This is a genomic window from Serratia sarumanii, assembly GCF_029962605.1.
In the GTDB taxonomy this organism is placed as follows: domain Bacteria; phylum Pseudomonadota; class Gammaproteobacteria; order Enterobacterales; family Enterobacteriaceae; genus Serratia; species Serratia sarumanii.
In genome coordinates this window covers 3,014,537-3,031,095 of record NZ_CP124750.1, presented here as the reverse complement: position 1 = coordinate 3,031,095, position 16,559 = coordinate 3,014,537, and the positions used below count along the sequence as shown (strand labels likewise).

Here is a 16,559-nt window from a genome sequence, read left to right as displayed (position 1 = left end):
AGTTACTTTCCCGCATAAAGTTTTGCCGCACGGCGCCGATAACTCTCTCATTCAACGTCATCAGAGCCTGTCTGCGCGGGCTTCAACAAGGGAAATCATGTTAAATCGTATGAAGGTGGTCACCAGCCTGTTGCTGGTGTTGGTGCTGTTTGGCGCCTTGCAGTTGATTTCGGGCGGACTCTTTTTCTCCTCGCTCAAGAATGATAAAGAGAACTTTGCCGTACTGCAGACGATTCGTCAGCAGCAGTCTGAATTGAACGAAAGCTGGGTCAACCTGCTGCAGACTCGTAATACCCTGAACCGAGCGGGTATTCGTTACATGATGGATACCAACAAAATCGGCAGCGGTGCCACCGTCACCGATCTGTTGACTTCGGCGAAGAGCATGCTGACGGTCGCGGAACAGCATTACGCCGCCTATGAAAAAATCCCTCTCGATCCGCGTCAGGACGTGCAGTCCGCGGAAAAACTCAAGCAACAGTATGACATCTTGCACGGTGCTTTGACCGAACTGATTCAGCTGTTGGGCGAAGGCAAAATCAATGCCTTCTTCGATCAACCGACACAAAGCTATCAGGACGGCTTCGAGCAGATCTACAACACCTACCTGGCACAAAACGACAAGCTGTACCAAGGCGCGGTAGAAGACAGCAACAAGTCGTTCTCCTCGGCCATTTGGACGCTGGTGATCGTGTTGCTGGTCGTGTTGGCCGTGATCGTGCTCGTTTGGACCGGCATCCATCATATCCTGGTGCGCCCGCTGAACCGCATGATTGACCACATCAAACAGATCGCCGCCGGCGACCTGACTCAGCAGATCGTCGTCACCAGCCGCAACGAAATGGGCGTGCTGGCGGCCAGCCTGAAACACATGCAAAGCGAACTGATCGAAACCGTCAGCGGCGTGCGTCAGGGCGCGGACGCCATCTACAGCGGCGCGTCGGAAATCGCCGCGGGCAACAACGATCTCTCCTCCCGCACCGAGCAGCAGGCCGCTTCGCTGGAAGAGACCGCCGCCAGCATGGAACAGCTGACCGCGACGGTGAAACAGAACGCCGAAAACGCCCGTCAGGCTTCACAGCTGGCGCTGAGCGCCTCCGAAACCGCGCAGAAGGGCGGCAAGGTGGTGGCCAACGTGGTGCAGACCATGCACGACATCGCCGGCAGCTCGCAGAAAATCGCCGATATCACCGGCGTGATCGACGGCATCGCCTTCCAGACCAACATCCTGGCGTTGAACGCCGCGGTGGAAGCGGCGCGCGCCGGCGAGCAGGGCCGCGGCTTCGCGGTGGTGGCCGGTGAAGTGCGCAACCTGGCGCAGCGCAGCGCGCAGGCGGCCAAAGAGATCAAAGGCCTGATCGAAGACTCGGTCAGCCGCGTCGATATGGGTTCCGTGCTGGTGGAAAGCGCCGGTGAAACCATGGGCGACATCGTCAACGCCGTCACCCGCGTGACCGACATCATGGGCGAAATCGCCTCGGCGTCGGACGAACAGAGCCGCGGGATCGATCAGGTTGGCCAGGCGGTAGCGGAAATGGACCGCGTGACCCAGCAGAACGCCTCGTTGGTGGAAGAATCCGCCTCGGCGGCGGCGGCGCTGGAAGAACAGGCCAGCATGCTGACCCAGTCGGTGGCGGTATTCCGCCTGAGGGCGGAAGGCCAGGAAGAGTTTAAAGCGCCTGTCACCAGCAAGGCGACGGTAACACCGGTAATCAATCATAAGAAAATGAACGCCAGCGATCTGCAGGATAACTGGGAAACGTTCTGACCGGTATCGGGCCTCTCTCGCAGCGGCCCTTTCCCCTACGTAGGCCGGTCGCCGGCCGGCTGCAAGGAGGTTCACAGTGTTTAACCGAATCCGTATCTCTACCAGCTTGTTCCTGTTGTTGATGACCTTCTGCGTTCTGCAGCTGGCCAGCAGCGGCCTGTCGTATTCCGCGTTTCGCTCCGATAACCACAACCTCGACATCATCACCCTCGGCAGCCAGCAGCGCGATTCGCTCAGCCTGAGCTGGGTGTCGCTGTTGCAGGCGCGCAATACGCTGAACCGCGCCGGCACCCGTGCGGCGCTGAAACTGCCGCAGGAGCAGGTGAACGAATTGATGAGCAGCGCTCGCAGTTCGCTGCAGAAGGCCGATCTTTATTTCAATCAGTTCATGGCGGTTGAGCGCAGCAGTGAGCAACAGAGTCAGCAGACGGCAACCACCAAGGCCAGCTACGAGCGGCTGCGCGGCGCGCTGCGCGAGCTGATCGGCTTTCTGGAGAAAGGGGAGCTGCAGGCGTTTATGGACCAGCCGACGCAGAAAACCCAGGACTTGTTCGAAGCCGACTTCGTGCAGTACCTGCAGTTGGTCAACGGCGACATCAGCGAAGCCAGAGACGCCAACCAGTTCTCCTTCAAGCTGGCGGGCCTGATGCTGGCGGGGGCGGTCTTGATGCTGATCGTGGTGACCGGCAGCGCCATGTGGTGGTTACGCACCATGCTGGTACAGCCGCTGAACCAGATCCGCAGCCACTTTGAACGTATCGCCGCCGGCGATTTGGCGACGCCGATTCAGGTGTATGGCCGCAATGAAATCAGCATGCTGTTCGCCAGCCTGCAACGCACGCAGCAGTCGCTGATCGGCACCGTCGGCGCGGTGCGCGACGGGGCGGAGTCGATTCTGATCGGCCTGCAGGAGATCGCCGAAGGCAACAACGATCTCTCTTCCCGCACCGAGCAGCAGGCCGCGTCGCTGGAACAGACCGCCGCCAGCATGGAACAGCTGACCGCCACGGTGAAACAGAACGCCGACAATGCGCGGCAGGCTTCTCAGCTGGCGCGCGACGCCTCGGCCACCGCGGCCAAGGGCGGCGAACTGGCCGGCGACGTGGTGACCACCATGCACGATATCGCCAACAGTTCGCAGAAAATCGGCGCCATCACCAGCGTGATTGACGGCATCGCCTTCCAGACCAACATTCTGGCGCTCAATGCGGCGGTGGAAGCGGCGCGCGCCGGTGAACAGGGGCGCGGTTTCGCCGTGGTCGCCGGCGAAGTGCGCAACCTGGCGAGCCGCAGCGCGCAGGCGGCGAAAGAGATCAAGGTGCTGATCGATGAATCGGTCAGCCGCGTCAAACACGGCTCGGTGCTGGTGGAAAACTCCGGCGCCACCATGCAGGACATCGTGCGTTCGGTGACCCGCGTGACCGACATCATGGGCGAGATCGCGTCGGCTTCGGATGAACAGAGCCGCGGCATCGAGCAGGTGACGCAGGCGGTGACCCAGATGGATCAGGTCACCCAGCAGAACGCCGCGCTGGTGGAAGAGTCCGCTTCTGCCGCCACCGCGCTGGAAGAGCAGGCCATTACCCTGGCTGACGCGGTCGCGGTATTCCGTCTGGCGGACGATAACTTCGTCGCGCCAGGTAACAGCAACAACGCAGTTTCACCCGTGGTAAAGGAAGCCCAAGATTGTTAAACCGCATAAGCAGCACGTGTTTCCCCGGTGAGGTGGCATGAAACAGGCGCCGTCAACTTCTAACCGGGATACTGCGTCGATGTTGACGCAAATGGTGCAGCGCCTGCCGCTGTCGGACGTGCATTTTCGCCGTATCAGCCAGTTGATTTATCAACGCGCCGGCATCGTGCTGGCGGAGCATAAGCGCGAGATGGTTTACAACCGTCTGGTGCGCCGGCTGCGGCTGTTGGGACTGCACGATTTCGGCGACTACCTGGCGCTGCTGGAAAGCGATCCGAACAGCGCGGAGTGGCAGGCGTTTATCAACGCGCTGACCACCAACCTGACGGCCTTTTTCCGCGAGGCGCATCACTTCCCGATCCTGGCGGAACACGCGCGCTCGCGGCCGAACGGCTACAGCGTGTGGAGCACCGCAGCCTCGACCGGCGAAGAGCCGTATTCGATCGCCATCACGCTGAGCGATGCATTGGGCCAGCGGGCCGGCAGTTGCCAGGTCTGGGCCAGCGACATCGATACGCAGGTGCTGGAAAAAGCGGAAGCGGGCGTTTACCGCCAGGAAGATCTGCGCACCCTGACGCCGACCCAAATGCAGCGCTATTTCCTGCGCGGCACCGGGCCGCATCAGGGGCTGGTGCGCGTGCGGCCGGAACTGGCGGCGCGGGTGAACTTTCAGCCGCTGAACCTGCTGGCGCCGGAGTGGGCGCTGCCGGGGCAGTTCGACGCCATTTTTTGCCGCAACGTCATGATCTATTTCGATAAGGCGACGCAGGAGCGCATCCTGCGCCGCTTCGTTCCCTTGCTTAAGCCGGGGGGGCTGATGTTCGCCGGCCACTCCGAGAATTTCAGCCAGATCAGCCGGGATTTCTACTTGCGTGGGCAGACCGTGTATGGGCTGACCAAGGAGAGGTAATGAGTAAAATCAGAGTGTTATGCGTAGACGATTCGGCACTGATGCGCCAGCTGATGACGGAAATCGTGAACGGCCACGCCGACATGGAGATGGTGGCGACCGCGCCGGATCCGCTGGTGGCGCGCGATCTGATCAAAAAATTTAATCCCCAGGTGCTGACGCTGGACGTCGAGATGCCGCGCATGGACGGGCTGGATTTCCTCGAGAAGCTGATGCGCCTGCGGCCGATGCCGGTGGTAATGGTCTCTTCGCTGACCGGCAAAGGCTCGGAAATCACGCTGCGCGCGCTGGAGCTGGGCGCGGTGGACTTCGTGACCAAACCGCAGCTCGGCATTCGCGAGGGCATGTTGGCCTACAGCGAGCTGATTGCCGAGAAGATCCGCACCGCCGCCAGGGCGCGCCTGCCGCAGCGTTCCAACAGCCCGGCGCCGGCGATCCTCAGCCACGCGCCGCTGCTGAGCAGTGAAAAACTGATCGCCATCGGCGCTTCCACCGGCGGCACCGAAGCGATCCGCCAGGTGCTGCAGCCGCTGCCTGCCACCAGTCCGGCGCTGCTGATCACCCAGCACATGCCGCCCGGTTTCACCCGTTCGTTCGCCGAGCGGCTGAACAAGCTGTGCCAGATCACGGTGAAAGAAGCGGAGGACGGCGAGCGCGTGCTGCCGGGCCATGCCTACATCGCACCGGGGGATCGCCACTTGGAACTGGCGCGCAGCGGCGCCAACTATCAGGTGAAGCTGCATGACGGCCCGGCGGTTAACCGCCATCGTCCGTCGGTCGATGTGCTGTTCCGCTCGGTGGCGCAATATGCCGGCCGCAATGCGGTGGGCGTGATCCTCACCGGCATGGGCAACGACGGGGCGGCGGGGATGCTGGAGATGCACCGCGCCGGGGCCTATACCCTGGCGCAAAACGAGGCGAGCTGTGTGGTGTTCGGCATGCCGCGCGAGGCGATCGCCGGCGGCGGCGTCAGCGAAGTGGTCGAGCTGGACAGGATGAGCCAGCGCATGTTGGCGCAGATCGCCGGCGGCCAGGCATTGCGCATTTGATTTTAGTCCGCAGGGTCTACTCGGCGGCGATATGACCCAGGTTCGCCGCGCGGCGGCCTGCGGTTTTGCATCATTAAACGGTTAACTATTTCAGGAGTAACAATGGCAGACAAGAACCTCAGATTTCTGGTTGTGGACGACTTTTCCACCATGCGTCGCATCGTCAGAAATCTGCTCAAAGAGCTGGGCTTCAACAACGTCGAAGAAGCTGAAGACGGCGCGGATGCGCTGAACAAGCTGCGCGCCGGCGGTTTCGACTTCGTGGTGTCCGACTGGAACATGCCGAACATGGACGGGCTGGAGCTGCTGCAAACCATCCGCGCCGATAGCGCGCTGGCCGCGATGCCGGTATTGATGGTGACGGCGGAAGCCAAGAAAGAAAATATCATCGCGGCGGCGCAGGCCGGCGCCAGCGGTTATGTAGTGAAACCATTTACGGCGGCGACGCTGGAAGAAAAGCTCAACAAGATTTTTGAAAAATTGGGCATGTAAGGAGAGGGCGATGAGAGACATTCCAATGCCTGCCAGCGATGCAGCGACCGCGGGAGAGATCATTTCCCGCATCGGCCAACTGACCCGAATGCTGCGCGACAGCATGCGCGAACTGGGGCTCGATCAGGCGATCGCCCAGGCGGCAGAGGCGATCCCGGATGCGCGCGACCGTCTTGACTATGTCGTAACCATGACGGCGCAGGCGGCGGAACGGGCGTTGAACTGCGTGGAGGCGGCGCAACCGCGCCAGGCGGAGCTGGAATCCGGCGCGAACGCGTTGAAGGGGCGCTGGGACGAGTGGTTCGCCAATCCTATCGAACTGGACGACGCGCGTTCTCTGGTCAACGACACGCGCCAGTATCTGGATCAGGTGCCGAGCCATACGGCCTTCACCAACGCCCAGCTGCTGGAGATCATGATGGCGCAGGACTTCCAGGATCTGACCGGTCAGGTGATCAAGCGCATGATGGACGTGGTGCAGGAGATCGAAAAGCAGCTGCTGATGGTGCTGATGGAAAACATGCCGGAGCAGCCGGTGAAGGAAAAACGGCCAAACGACAGCCTGCTGAACGGCCCGCAGCTCGACCAGAACGGCGTCGGCGTGATCGCCAACCAGGCGCAGGTCGATGATCTGCTCGACAGCCTCGGTTTCTGAGGCTTATCGGGGCGCGCAGCGGCGCGCCCCGACAACATTCCGCGCAGTTTTCGTCTCATCCCCTAAATAACCCGCCTTTTCCCCCGTTGTTCCGTCAATGACATCGCCAATTTTTTGGCATGCTGACCGCCATTCTTTACCCTCCCGACACAGGAACGGCGTTTCGTGGCTGAAGACAGCGATCTGGAAAAAAGCGAGGCCCCCACGCCCCATAGGCTGGAGAAGGCGCGTGAAGACGGCCAGATCCCGCGTTCCCGCGAACTGACCTCGGTACTGATGCTGCTCTCGGGCCTGGCGATCATCCTGATGTCCGGCAGCAACATGGCGCAACAGCTGGCGGCGATGCTCACGCAGGGCTTGAACTTCGACCACGGCATGGTCAGCAACGATAAACAGATGCTGCGCCAGCTGGGCATGTTGCTGCGCCAGGCGGTGCTGGCGCTGTTGCCAATCATGGCGGGGCTGGTGCTGGTGGCGCTCGCCGCGCCGATGCTGTTGGGGGGCATCCTGTTCAGCGGCAAGTCGATCAAGTTCGACTTGAAACGGCTGAACCCGTTGTCCGGGTTGAAGCGCATCTTTTCCAGCCAGGTGCTGGCCGAGCTGCTGAAAGGGATCCTGAAAGCGACGCTGGTCGGCTGGGTGACCGGTCTTTATCTGTGGCACAACTGGGCGGCGATGCTGCATCTGATGACCCAGCAGCCGCTCGACGCGCTGGGCAATGCGCTGCAGATGATTCTGTTCTGCGGTTTTCTGGTGGTGCTGGGATTGACGCCGATGGTGGCGTTCGACGTGTTCTACCAGCTGTGGAGCCACTTCAAAAAGCTGAAGATGACCAAGCAGGATATTCGCGACGAATTCAAGGATCAGGAAGGGGATCCGCACGTCAAGGGGCGCATTCGTCAGCAGCAGCGGGCGATCGCCCGGCGCCGCATGATGGCCGATGTGCCCAAGGCGGACGTGATCGTCACCAACCCGACGCACTACGCCGTCGCGTTGCAGTACAACGATAAAAAAATGAGTGCGCCGAAAGTGCTGGCCAAGGGCGCCGGTGAAATCGCCTTGCGCATCCGCGAGCTCGGCGCGGAACACCGCATCCCGATGCTGGAAGCGCCGCCGCTGGCGCGTGCGCTATATCGACACAGCGAGATTGGGCAACATATTCCGGCCACCCTGTATGCCGCGGTCGCCGAAGTGCTGGCCTGGGTGTACCAACTGCGCCGCTGGCGGCGCGAGGGCGGCTTGATCCCGAAAAAACCTGAACGTTTACCGGTGCCGGAAGCACTGGATTTTGCAAAAGAGAGTGACTCTGATGGCTAATTTGGCCTCCCTGCTTCGTTTGCCGGGCAATTTTAAAGATACGCAGTGGCAGGTGTTGGCCGGCCCGGTGTTGATCCTGCTGATCCTGTCGATGATGGTGCTGCCGTTGCCGGCGTTTATCCTCGACCTGCTGTTTACCTTCAACATCGCGCTGTCGATCATGGTGCTGCTGGTGGCGATGTTCACCCAGCGCACGCTCGAATTCGCCGCCTTCCCGACCATTCTGCTGTTCTCCACGCTGCTGCGTTTGTCGCTCAACGTCGCGTCGACGCGCATCATCCTGCTGGAAGGGCACACCGGTTCCGCCGCCGCCGGCCGTGTGGTGGAGGCCTTCGGCCACTTCCTGGTGGGCGGCAACTTCGCCATCGGTATCGTGGTGTTCATCATCCTGGTGTTGATCAACTTTATGGTGATCACCAAGGGGGCGGGGCGTATCGCCGAAGTGGGCGCGCGCTTCGTGCTGGACGGCATGCCGGGTAAGCAGATGGCGATCGACGCAGACCTGAACGCCGGGTTGATCGGCGAGGACGAAGCGAAGAAACGCCGCGCCGAAGTCACCCAGGAGGCCGATTTCTACGGCTCGATGGACGGCGCCAGTAAATTCGTGCGCGGCGACGCCATCGCCGGCCTGATGATCATGGTGCTGAACGTGGTCGGCGGCCTGTTGGTCGGCGTGGTGCAACACGGCATGGAGCTGGGGGCGGCGGCGGAAAGCTATACGCTGCTGACCATCGGCGACGGCCTGGTGGCGCAGATCCCGGCGCTGGTGATCTCCACCGCCGCCGGCGTTATCGTCACCCGCGTCGCGACCGATCAGGACGTCGGCGAGCAGATGGTGGGCCAGCTGTTCAACAATCCGCGCGTGATGCTGTTGAGCGCCGGGGTGCTCGGGCTGTTGGGCCTGGTGCCGGGCATGCCGAACCTGGTGTTCCTGCTGTTTACCGCCGCTTTGCTGGGCTTGGCCTGGTGGCTGCGCGGCCGTGAACAACAGGCGCCGAGAGCGGTTGAAGAGCCAGTGGTGCCGGACAACCCGCAGGCCGCCGAAGCCAGCTGGGCCGACGTGCAGTTGGAAGATCCGCTGGGGATGGAAGTAGGCTATCGGCTGATTCCGATGGTCGATTTTCAACAGAACGGCGAGCTGCTGGGCCGTATCCGCGGGATCCGCAAGAAATTCGCGCAGGACATGGGTTATCTGCCGCCGGTGGTACACATTCGCGACAACCTGGAACTGCCGCCTGCCAGCTACCGCATCCTGATGAAAGGCGTCGAAATCGGCAGCGGTGAAGCGCAGCCGGGCCGCTGGCTGGCGATCAACCCCGGCAATGCCGTGGGCGAGCTGGCGGGAGACAAAACCGTCGATCCGGCCTTTGGGCTCGAGGCGGTGTGGATCGACAGTGCCTTGCGCGAGCAGGCGCAGATCCAGGGCTTTACCGTGGTGGAAGCCAGCACCGTGGTGGCGACACACCTCAATCACCTGATCGGCCAGTTCGCCAGCGAGCTGTTTGGCCGCCAGGAAACCCAACAGTTGCTGGATCGCGTGTCGCAGGAGATGCCGAAGCTGACCGAAGACTTCGTGCCGGGCGTGGTATCACTGACCACGCTGCACAAGGTGCTGCAAAACCTGCTGGCCGAGCGCGTCTCTATCCGCGATATGCGCACCATTGTCGAAACGTTGGCGGAGCACGCTCCGGCGCAGAGCGATCCTTATGAACTGACCACCGTGGTGCGGGTGGCGCTGGGCCGGGCGATCACGCAGCAGTGGTTCCCGGGCAACGGCGAGATTCAGGTCATCGGTCTGGATACCCAACTGGAGCGTCTGTTGCTGCAGGCGTTGCAGGGCGGCGGCGGTCTGGAGCCGGGGCTGGCCGATCGCCTGCTGGAACAGGCGCGCCAGGCGCTGCAGCGGCAAGAGATGCTCAGCGCGCCGCCGGTGCTGTTGGTTAACCATGCGCTGCGGCCTTTACTGGCGCGCTTCCTGCGTCGCAGCCTGCCGCAGCTCGTGGTGCTGTCCAACCTCGAGATCAACGACGATCGCCAGATTCGCATGACCTCGACCATCGGAGCCGCCTGATGAAACGCTGTCTGTTCGTGCTGTGTTTGCTGGCCCCGTTGACTGCCGGCGCGGTGTCCGGCTCTTGGGTGGCCGAAGGGGCGGGCGTGACGTTGGAACAGGGCGGCATGCGCGATGAGTCCGCCGGTTTGCGGCCGCCGAACGCGCTGCCGGACGCCAATGCGCGCATCACCCGCGTCAGCTGGCGCTACCGTTTGCTGGGGCCGGAGCCGGCCGGGCTGCAGGCCCAGCTCTGCACGGTAAACCGTTGCATTGCGCTCGGCGGCGGCAGCGGCAGCAGCAACGGTTTGCAGGGCGAACCGGCCAATGCGGAATTGCGCTTTGTCTATTACGTGCAGTCGCAAGGCGGGCTGAACCCGCCGCTGCGGGTGATTGGCAATCAGGTGATCGTCAATTATCAGTAGGATCAGGCCAGAATTTGCAGGCCGTTGCGTTCCACCAGCGTCAACAGCTTCATCGCGGCGGAGTTCGGTTGCGCTTCGCCGCGCTCCCATTTCTGCACCGCCTTTTTGCTGACGTTGAGATACAGCGCAAACACCGGCTGACTGACGTTTTCGCGTTCGCGCAATGCGCGGATCTCGGCCGGCCCGAACTGTTTTACCGGCCGCAGGCACAGCATGTCGAAGGTGCGCATGGTCACGTCGTCGACGAAACCGGCGCGGTGCAGGCCCTGAACTTCCTGGTGGATCGATTTCAGCATCTTGCTCATAGTTGTAACCTTATTAATTCCCCGCAGTTGACCAGCTGATACAGTCTGAATGGTGAATAATCCAGATACAGCGCCGCCAAATGCCGCCAGGAAATTAACTCATCCTGATTGATGTTGTCTCTTTCGTTTTTGGCAAAGCCATACATGAAAAAGATCCTGCCTTCATCTGCCGTTGCGATTAAGACCCGATACCCGCGCCGTTTTCCACTCCCCATCCGGGCGATGCGTTTTTTGTAAACGCAACCACCGAGATTGGCGTCGTACAACTGATTTTGCATCTCTCGCGCCGCTTTCACTATCGTGGCGTCACTGATGCGTTCGTCGCCGGCAAATGTCTGGAAGGCTTTTGTGAGATAAATGTCGGTCATTCACTCTCCGTGTGAAAATATACCCTTTATGGGTACAGATCAAGATGTTTAACGACCGAGCTAAGATGACGAAATAGGGAGTGATGGGGAACAGGAAAATATCCGTTCTGCGCAGCCTGGCGCATAGCGTTAAGGGAATTCAGAAAGCGGTAAGAAGAAATTGCGAGAGGCTGCGCATAACCGGGGAAACCCGCGCCCGGCGGTGCGTTCACCGGGCGAAATGAGTCAGGTCAGACGCCGATTTTTCTGCCGAGCAGGCTGCCGGCGTGCGACTGGCCGTCCGGGCCATACAGCGATTTATTGTTCTTGCTCAGGATCGCCAGCGCCTGAGCGTTATGGTCGATCTGCTGATTGAGCAGCAGGCCATTGTGCTGATTCTTTTCGCGCAGCGTTTGGCTCAGCAGTTGAACGCGTTGCCAGCGATCGGCCAGGGGCGCATGGCTGGCGTAGGGCGCGCGTTGCCCGCAGGCTCTTTCCTGCCCCAGGCGCTGTTGCTCGAGGTAGGCGACCGTCGCCAGCAGCTGGCTTTTGGCATCGGTTACGCGCTGCAGCGCCACGCCGGGCAACTGGCCGGAACACAGCAAGTCGTGCTCTTCCTCCAGCACGCCATTGAGCGCCTGCAGCGTTTCCAACAGTTTATCCAGCAGTTGTGCCAGGTTTTCCATAGTGATGACTTATCCTTTACCGCTACTCGCCGCCGCGCCGTCAGTCGCGCCCGGCGATCCATTGAATGTCGCTCTGCGCGTCTTGCAGCAGCGCGTCGGCGATTTTGCCGGCGTCCATCTTCAGTTCGCCGCTGCGGATCGCCTGCTTGATGGCCTCGACCCGGCCCATATCGATATCCTGGGTGCCCGGCTGCATCAGGCGCGCCTGCGCCTCGCTCAGCTTGACCTGCGTGCCGCTGACGGCCGTTTCGGCCACGGCGGTCTTACGCGGTTGGAGCGGGTTGTCGGCCGGGGTTTCACGCGGTTGCACAGTGGAAACCGGCTGTAACCGCTGGGTGCGATCGATACTCATGGTCCATCTCCGTTTACGCCGTGACCGCTCTCGGGCGACGACGCTGCAATGAAAGTGTTGCGGCCCTGCTGGCCGATAAAATGCTGCTTGATTTGTCTTATCGGCAAGGTTTGCGGAACCTTTACTTTTTTATAACGTAATGCGGATCGCGCCGTCGTCTCCGACCACGCCGCTGACGATCTGCCCGGACGCCATGCGCACCCGCACGCTGTCTTCGGCGGCGGCGTTGTTCATCGCCTTGCCCGCACCGCTGATGTTGAATCCTTCGCCCTGCGCGTTGACCTGTACCGATTGCCCGGCCTTGATAATCCAGGCCCGGCGCAGCATGGCGAGGGTCAGCGGTTGGCCGGGGCTGATGTTGCGCAGGCTGACGGCGCCCAACGCTTTGCCCGCTTCGGTCAGCGCGCGCGGCGGCAGGGTATCGAGCCGGCCTTCTTTCAACGTCAGATCCGCCGCGGTCAACCGGCTGCCGGCGCTGATGCCGCGCGCCGAAACCAGATAGCGGCCGAACACCTGCACCTGCGTCTGGATAAAACGCCGCTCCTGGCCACAGCGCGCCGAAATGCTGACGTTGCCGCCGATCCGCGCGTTGGGCGGCAGCGACAGCTGCGGCAGTTCGCAGGCGGGCCACTGGGCCGGCGGCGTGCGCACCCGCACTTTCACCTGCACCGGTTCGCCGCTGAACTTGCCTTGGATGAAGCTTTCGATTTGCGTCGCCAGATCGTCGGCGCGCGCGTTCAGACTGCACAGCAGGCCGATAAGCAGCAGCATTTTACCTTTCATCGTCATCTTCTCAAGCCTCATCGGGATACGCGTAAGTGTACCCGCAGCGCGCGCAGGCTAAGCAGATAAATAGCGCCCCATTTTGCGTTTATTCCCGCGATAGGGTGGCGCAGGGGGCGTTTATGCTGTCGACTCCAAATTCTAACCTCGCGGAGGGAGCATGCTCGACAAACTGGACGCGGCTCTGCGCTTTGGCCAAGAGGCGCTGAACTTGCGCGCCCAGCGGCAGGAAATTCTGGCCGCCAATATCGCCAACGCAGATACGCCGGGTTATCAGGCGCGGGATATCGATTTCGCCAGCCAATTGAACAAAGTGCTGGAACAAGGGCGAGTCAACGGCAACGGCATGTCGCTGAACCTGACGGCGGCGCGCCACATCCCGGCGCAGACCCTGCAGCCGCCGCAGCTCGATCTGTTGTACCGGGTGCCGGACCAGCCATCGATGGACGGCAACACGGTGGACATGGATCGCGAACGCACCAACTTTGCCGATAACAGCCTGAAATATCAGACCGACCTGACGCTGCTCAACGGGCAGATCAAAGGGATGATGTCCGTGCTGCAACAAGGATAAGGCGCATGTCTTTACTGAACATTTTTGATATCTCCGGCTCGGCGCTATCGGCGCAATCCCAGCGCATGAACGTCAGCGCCAGCAACATGGCCAACGCCGACAGCGTGACTGGCCCGGACGGCGAGCCTTACCGCGCCAAGCAGGTGGTGTTCCAGGTCGCGGCGGCGCCCGGGCAGCCGACCGGCGGCGTGCGCGTCGCCCAGGTGGTGGACGATCCGGCGCCCGAACGTCTGGTGTATCAGCCGGGCAACCCGCTGGCGGACGCCAAGGGCTACGTGCGCATGCCGAACGTCGACGTGGTGGGGGAAATGGTCAACACCATCTCCGCTTCCCGCAGCTACCAGGCCAACGTCGAGGTGCTCAACACCACCAAGTCGATGATGATGAAAACCCTGACGCTGGGTCAGTAACCGGAGGTTCCCATGGCTATCGCCGCAACCACCAACGAGTCGTTGGACAACACCGTCATCGGTAACAACAGCAAAAATACCAACAGCCAGGATCTGCACAACAGCTTCCTGACGCTGCTGGTGGCGCAGTTGAAAAACCAGGATCCGACCAATCCGATGCAGAACAACGAACTGACTTCGCAGCTGGCGCAGATCAACACCGTTCAGGGCATCGAAAAGCTCAACACCACGCTGGGGTCGATCTCCGGCCAGATCAACAGCAATCAGTCGCTGCAGGCGACTGCGCTGATCGGTCACGGCGTAATGGTGCCGGGCAACAACATTCTGGTCGGCAGCAAGGACGGCAAGGTCAGCACCACGCCGTTCGGCGTGGAACTGGAGCGCGCCGCCGATCAGGTGACCGCCACCATCACCAACGCCAGCGGGCAGGTGGTGCGCACCATCGAAATCGGCGGCCTGACCGCCGGCGTACACGCCTTCACCTGGGACGGTTCGCTGGATGACGGCACCACCGCGCCTGACGGCGCCTACAAAGTGGCGGTTAACGCCAAAGGCAACGGCGAGCAGCTGGTGGCGCGCAGCCTGCACTTCGGGCTGGTCAACGGCGTGATCCGCGACGGCAACGGCGCCAAATTGGATCTCGGCCTGGCGGGCAACGCCACCCTGGAAGACGTGCGACAGATCTTATAACCCTAAGCATCAGGCTCAATCGGACGATAGCCTGACCACTATTCGGAGAATAACATGGCCTTTTCTCAGGCAGTCAGCGGCTTGAACGCGGCAGCAACCAATCTGGACGTGATCGGTAACAACATCGCCAACTCCGCGACCGCGGGCTTCAAATCCGGCAGCGTCTCCTTCGCCGACATGTTCGCCGGTTCGCAGGTTGGGCTGGGCGTCAAGGTGTCCGGCATCACCCAGAACTTCAAGGGCGGCACCACCACCGGCACCAGCCGTGCGCTGGATATCGCCATCAACGGCAACGGCTTCTTCCGCATGCAGGATAAAGACGGCGGCATCTTCTATACCCGCAACGGCCAGTTCAAGCTGGACGAGAACCGTAACCTGACCAACATGCAGGGCCTGCAGCTGACCGGTTATCCGGCGGCCGGTTCCCCGCCGACCATCCAGCAGGGCGCCAACCCGGTGCCGCTGAGCATTCCTGAAGGCATGATGAATGCCAAGGCGTCCACTTCCGGCGAGATGGTGACCAACCTGAAGTCCACCCATAAGGTGCCGGAGAACAAGACCTTCGATCCGACCAAACAGGACAGCTACAACTACGTTAACACCATCACCGCTTACGACTCGCTGGGCAACGCGCACAACATCAACGCCTACTTCGTCAAGACCGACGACAACAAGTGGCAGGTCTATACCCAGGATGGCAGCGCCGCGCCAGTGAACGCCGGCACCATGGAGTTCAGCACCAGCGGCAACCTGGTGAAAACCACCAGCACCAACGGCGCGCCGGGCGAGTTCAGCATGGTGATCCCGATGACTGCCAAAGACGGCGCACCGGCGCAAAACTTCACCCTGAGCTTCGCCGGCAGCATGCAGCAGAACGTGGGCAGCGACTCGGTGAGCAAAGTGGCGCAGGACGGCTATGCCGCCGGTGAATACACCAACTTCCAAATCAACAACGACGGCACCGTCGTGGGCATCTACTCCAACCAGCAGACCCAGGTGCTGGGCCAGATCGTCATGGCCAACTTCTCCAACCCGGAAGGGCTGGCGTCGCAGGGCGATAACGTTTGGCAGGAAACCGGCGCGTCCGGTCAGCCGCGCGTCGGTCTGTCGGGCGGTGGCGGCTTCGGTAAGCTGACCAGCGGCGCGCTGGAATCTTCCAACGTCGATCTGAGCCAGGAGCTGGTGAACATGATCGTCGCGCAGCGTAACTACCAGTCCAACGCCCAGACCATCAAGACGCAGGACTCCATCCTGCAGACGCTGGTTAGCCTGCGCTAATAGGGCCGAGTCATGGATCACGCGATTTATACCGCGATGGGCGCGGCGCGCCAAACGCTGGAGCAGCAGTCCATTACCGCCAACAACCTGGCCAACGCGTCGACGCCGGGCTTTCGCGCCCAGCTCGCCGCATTGCGCGCGGTGCCGGTCGACGGGCCGAGCCTGGCGACGCGCACCTTGGTGACCGCGTCGACGCCGGGCGCCGACATGAGCCAGGGGGCGCTTAACTACACCGCGCGCCCGCTGGACGTGGCGCTGCAGCAGGACGGTTTCCTGGCGGTGAGCCTGCCGGGCGGCGGTGAAGCCTATACCCGCAACGGCAACATTCAGATCTCCTCCACCGGGCAGTTGACGGTGCAGGGGCTGCCGGTGATGGGCGACGGCGGCCCGATCGAGGTGCCGCCGTCGGCGGAGATCACCATCGCGGCCGACGGCACCATTTCGGCGCTGAACGCCGGCGATCCGCCGAACACCATCGCGCAGATCGGCCGCCTGAAGCTGGTGAAGGCCGATGCGCGCGAAGTGATGCGCGGTGACGACGGGCTGTTCCGCCTGACGCCGGAAACCCAACAGCAGCGCGGCAATCAGTTGCAAAACGATCCGCAGGTGCGGGTGATGCCGGGCGTGCTGGAGGGCAGCAACGTCAAGCCGATGGAGACCATGGTCGACATGATCGCCAACGCCCGCCGTTTTGAAATGCAAATGAAGGTCATCCACAGCGTGGATGAAAACGAACAGCGTGCCAACTCACTGCTCTCATTGAGTTAAGCAGCAA

Annotated in this window: 19 protein-coding genes; 14 read left to right on the top strand and 5 right to left on the bottom strand. The window is 61.8% G+C overall.

From position 1 onward, the window contains the following. The first annotated feature begins 97 nt into the window (after positions 1 to 97). The 9 genes from tsr to SSARUM_RS14385 all read left to right on the top strand — a co-directional run bounded on the left by tsr (position 98) and on the right by SSARUM_RS14385 (position 10,359). The gene (gene tsr / locus SSARUM_RS14425; RefSeq protein WP_060430220.1) at positions 98 to 1,768 is read left to right on the top strand and encodes a methyl-accepting chemotaxis protein; all 1,671 of its coding nucleotides are present in this window, start codon (positions 98 to 100) and stop codon (positions 1,766 to 1,768) included. A gap of 76 nt (positions 1,769 to 1,844) precedes the next feature. Continuing rightward, the gene (locus tag SSARUM_RS14420) at positions 1,845 to 3,461 is read left to right on the top strand and encodes a methyl-accepting chemotaxis protein (protein WP_060430218.1); all 1,617 of its coding nucleotides are present in this window, start codon (positions 1,845 to 1,847) and stop codon (positions 3,459 to 3,461) included. Between the two features lie 37 nt (positions 3,462 to 3,498). Further along, positions 3,499 to 4,371: a protein-glutamate O-methyltransferase CheR gene (gene cheR / locus SSARUM_RS14415; RefSeq protein WP_025159837.1), complete on the top strand. Its 873-nt coding sequence runs from the start codon at positions 3,499 to 3,501 to the stop codon at positions 4,369 to 4,371. Next, positions 4,371 to 5,420 (top strand): protein-glutamate methylesterase/protein-glutamine glutaminase, encoded by a 1,050-nt coding sequence (locus tag SSARUM_RS14410; RefSeq protein ID WP_033635003.1) that lies wholly within the window; start codon positions 4,371 to 4,373, stop codon positions 5,418 to 5,420. Before cheR ends, SSARUM_RS14410 begins: the two co-directional genes overlap by 1 nt. 102 nt (positions 5,421 to 5,522) lie before the next feature. Next, entirely contained in the window at positions 5,523 to 5,912 is a 390-nt protein-coding gene (gene cheY / locus SSARUM_RS14405; RefSeq protein ID WP_004934862.1) for a chemotaxis response regulator CheY, read from the top strand. 10 nt (positions 5,913 to 5,922) lie between these two features. Then, positions 5,923 to 6,567 carry a protein phosphatase CheZ gene (gene cheZ, locus SSARUM_RS14400; RefSeq protein WP_033647790.1) on the top strand — a complete coding sequence of 215 codons (645 nt, stop codon included), beginning with the start codon at positions 5,923 to 5,925 and terminating at the stop codon, positions 6,565 to 6,567. A 165-nt stretch (positions 6,568 to 6,732) separates the two neighbouring features. Next, complete coding sequence (flhB, locus tag SSARUM_RS14395; protein WP_015378261.1) at positions 6,733 to 7,884, top strand: flagellar biosynthesis protein FlhB; 1,152 nt, start codon at positions 6,733 to 6,735, stop codon at positions 7,882 to 7,884. Beyond that, complete coding sequence (gene flhA / locus SSARUM_RS14390) at positions 7,877 to 9,955, top strand: flagellar biosynthesis protein FlhA (RefSeq protein WP_033647789.1); 2,079 nt, start codon at positions 7,877 to 7,879, stop codon at positions 9,953 to 9,955. The genes flhB and flhA overlap by 8 nt, the downstream gene beginning before the upstream one ends. Continuing rightward, positions 9,955 to 10,359 (top strand): flagellar protein FlhE, encoded by a 405-nt coding sequence (locus SSARUM_RS14385; protein ID WP_060430216.1) that lies wholly within the window; start codon positions 9,955 to 9,957, stop codon positions 10,357 to 10,359. The genes flhA and SSARUM_RS14385 overlap by 1 nt, the downstream gene beginning before the upstream one ends. Before the next feature lie 2 nt (positions 10,360 to 10,361). Here SSARUM_RS14385 and SSARUM_RS14380 read toward each other — a convergent pair whose 3' ends face one another. The 5 genes from SSARUM_RS14380 to flgA all read right to left on the bottom strand — a co-directional run bounded on the left by SSARUM_RS14380 (position 10,362) and on the right by flgA (position 12,832). After that, positions 10,362 to 10,664: a helix-turn-helix domain-containing protein gene (locus SSARUM_RS14380; protein WP_033632742.1), complete on the bottom strand. Its 303-nt coding sequence runs from the start codon at positions 10,662 to 10,664 to the stop codon at positions 10,362 to 10,364. Continuing rightward, positions 10,661 to 11,032, bottom strand: coding sequence for a type II toxin-antitoxin system RelE/ParE family toxin (locus SSARUM_RS14375; protein ID WP_033647787.1), 372 nt, complete (start codon positions 11,030 to 11,032; stop codon positions 10,661 to 10,663). The genes SSARUM_RS14380 and SSARUM_RS14375 overlap by 4 nt, the downstream gene beginning before the upstream one ends. Before the next feature lie 230 nt (positions 11,033 to 11,262). Further along, positions 11,263 to 11,697, bottom strand: a complete 435-nt coding sequence (locus SSARUM_RS14370) for a flagella synthesis protein FlgN (protein WP_060430214.1) — start codon at positions 11,695 to 11,697, stop codon at positions 11,263 to 11,265. A 40-nt stretch (positions 11,698 to 11,737) separates the two neighbouring features. Further along, complete coding sequence (gene flgM, locus SSARUM_RS14365) at positions 11,738 to 12,049, bottom strand: flagellar biosynthesis anti-sigma factor FlgM (protein ID WP_033647786.1); 312 nt, start codon at positions 12,047 to 12,049, stop codon at positions 11,738 to 11,740. Between the two features lie 129 nt (positions 12,050 to 12,178). Then, complete coding sequence (gene flgA, locus SSARUM_RS14360) at positions 12,179 to 12,832, bottom strand: flagellar basal body P-ring formation chaperone FlgA (RefSeq protein ID WP_033647785.1); 654 nt, start codon at positions 12,830 to 12,832, stop codon at positions 12,179 to 12,181. Between the two features lie 160 nt (positions 12,833 to 12,992). On the opposite strand from flgA, the gene flgB reads away from it, so the two are divergent. From flgB to SSARUM_RS14335, 5 genes are read left to right on the top strand one after another with little or no spacing between them, the layout of a single operon-like run. After that, complete coding sequence (gene flgB, locus SSARUM_RS14355) at positions 12,993 to 13,406, top strand: flagellar basal body rod protein FlgB (RefSeq protein WP_033634995.1); 414 nt, start codon at positions 12,993 to 12,995, stop codon at positions 13,404 to 13,406. A gap of 5 nt (positions 13,407 to 13,411) precedes the next feature. Beyond that, the gene (gene flgC / locus SSARUM_RS14350; protein WP_004934826.1) at positions 13,412 to 13,816 is read left to right on the top strand and encodes a flagellar basal body rod protein FlgC; all 405 of its coding nucleotides are present in this window, start codon (positions 13,412 to 13,414) and stop codon (positions 13,814 to 13,816) included. A gap of 12 nt (positions 13,817 to 13,828) precedes the next feature. Then, entirely contained in the window at positions 13,829 to 14,506 is a 678-nt protein-coding gene (gene flgD, locus SSARUM_RS14345) for a flagellar hook assembly protein FlgD (RefSeq protein ID WP_033634994.1), read from the top strand. A gap of 54 nt (positions 14,507 to 14,560) precedes the next feature. Beyond that, positions 14,561 to 15,784 carry a flagellar hook protein FlgE gene (gene flgE, locus SSARUM_RS14340; RefSeq protein ID WP_033634993.1) on the top strand — a complete coding sequence of 408 codons (1,224 nt, stop codon included), beginning with the start codon at positions 14,561 to 14,563 and terminating at the stop codon, positions 15,782 to 15,784. Between the two features lie 12 nt (positions 15,785 to 15,796). Beyond that, positions 15,797 to 16,552 (top strand): flagellar basal body rod protein FlgF, encoded by a 756-nt coding sequence (locus SSARUM_RS14335; protein ID WP_033647783.1) that lies wholly within the window; start codon positions 15,797 to 15,799, stop codon positions 16,550 to 16,552. Positions 16,553 to 16,559 lie beyond the last annotated feature (7 nt).